Genomic DNA, 1265 nt, shown 5'->3' on the forward strand with positions numbered 1-1265 from the left:
TGTAGTGGTCAACTAATTTAGGACACCTGATAAGAGGTTTTGATTAAAGTAACGTCTTTCTGTTTCAGCTGGTGTTAAATAATTGTTGAAAGTGTGCGGTCTCACGGTTTGATAGTAGCCCCAGATATAATCACTAATGGCACTTTTAGCCTCAGCGATATTCTCATAACCGCCCTTTGGCATCCACTCTGTTTTGAAGCTTCTAAAGAAGCGCTCAGTTGGGGCGTTATCCCAACAATTTCCACGACGGCTCATACTCTGTGTCATACCGTCGCAATCATCGATTGATTCAGCAAATTTCTTACTGGTGTAATGCGTGCCCTGATCTGAGTGAAATAACACACCACTTGGTTTGAGTCTCGTCTGATACGCCATTTTCAGAGCGTTACCTGTCAGAATACTATCGGGTGAGTCTGAGACACTAAAGCCCACCACACGACGGGCGTACAGGTCTAAAACAACGGCTAGGTAACACCAGCCGCCTTTAATGCGAATATAAGTGACATCGCCCGTCCAGACTTGGTTGGGCGCCGTTGGGCTAAATCTGCGTTTTAAAAGGTTGTCATGGGTTTTATGTTCCTGATCAGCGTGCTTGTATTTGTGGGTCTTGAGCTGGCAACTGACCAGTTTCATTTGCTTCATAATCTTGGCAGCTAAGTAACGCGTTAGCCTAATACTGTGCTCATTCCACAGGATGGCGACAATGGTGCGAGCTCCAGCTGATTGTTTGGAGTCATTGAATATTTGACGTATCAAGGCTTTGAGTTTGACACGTTCAATATCGATAGGCTTAGTCTGTGTGCCATAGTAGTAGCTGCTTTTAATGATGCCAAATAAGTCACATAGTCGGCGTTTACTGACGCTTTTGTCTTGCTCTGCAAGCTTGCTTATCAGCGATAGCCGTTCAGGCTGTCCAAGGCCAGCAGAGCAGAAGCCTTTTTTAATATGTCGCGCTCCATAGTGAGTCGCTTAACCTGCTTACGCAATTCTTGTAGCTCGCGTTGTTCATCCGTTAAAGCGTTGCCGACTTTAGGTGCTTGGCCATTCGTTTCTTGTCGATACTGACTCAGCCATTTCTGCAGGGTGGATTTGCCAATGCCAAGTGAGCTTGCTACATCAGGTATTTTACGCTTATGCTCAGTCACTAAGCTGATGGCTTCAAGCTTGAATTCTCGGGTATATTGATTGCGATTGTTGGTCATACTAGTTTCCTTCTTTGGGTTATTATAACCTCTTAGAAGCTGTCCAATTTTATTATGCCACTA

General features: G+C 44.7%; 1 protein-coding gene. It reads right to left on the reverse strand.

From position 1 onward, the window contains the following. Window positions 1–12: 12 nt before the first annotated feature. A protein-coding gene (locus CXF61_RS12210; protein ID WP_101210725.1) for an IS3 family transposase occupies window positions 13–1202 on the reverse strand; the annotation gives its coding sequence in 2 pieces (ribosomal slippage) (window positions 13–944 and window positions 944–1202; 1191 coding nt in all). Window positions 1203–1265 lie beyond the last annotated feature (63 nt).

Origin of the sequence: Psychrobacter sp. 4Dc (assembly GCF_002836715.1) — a bacterium.
Taxonomy (GTDB): Bacteria; Pseudomonadota; Gammaproteobacteria; order Pseudomonadales; family Moraxellaceae; genus Psychrobacter.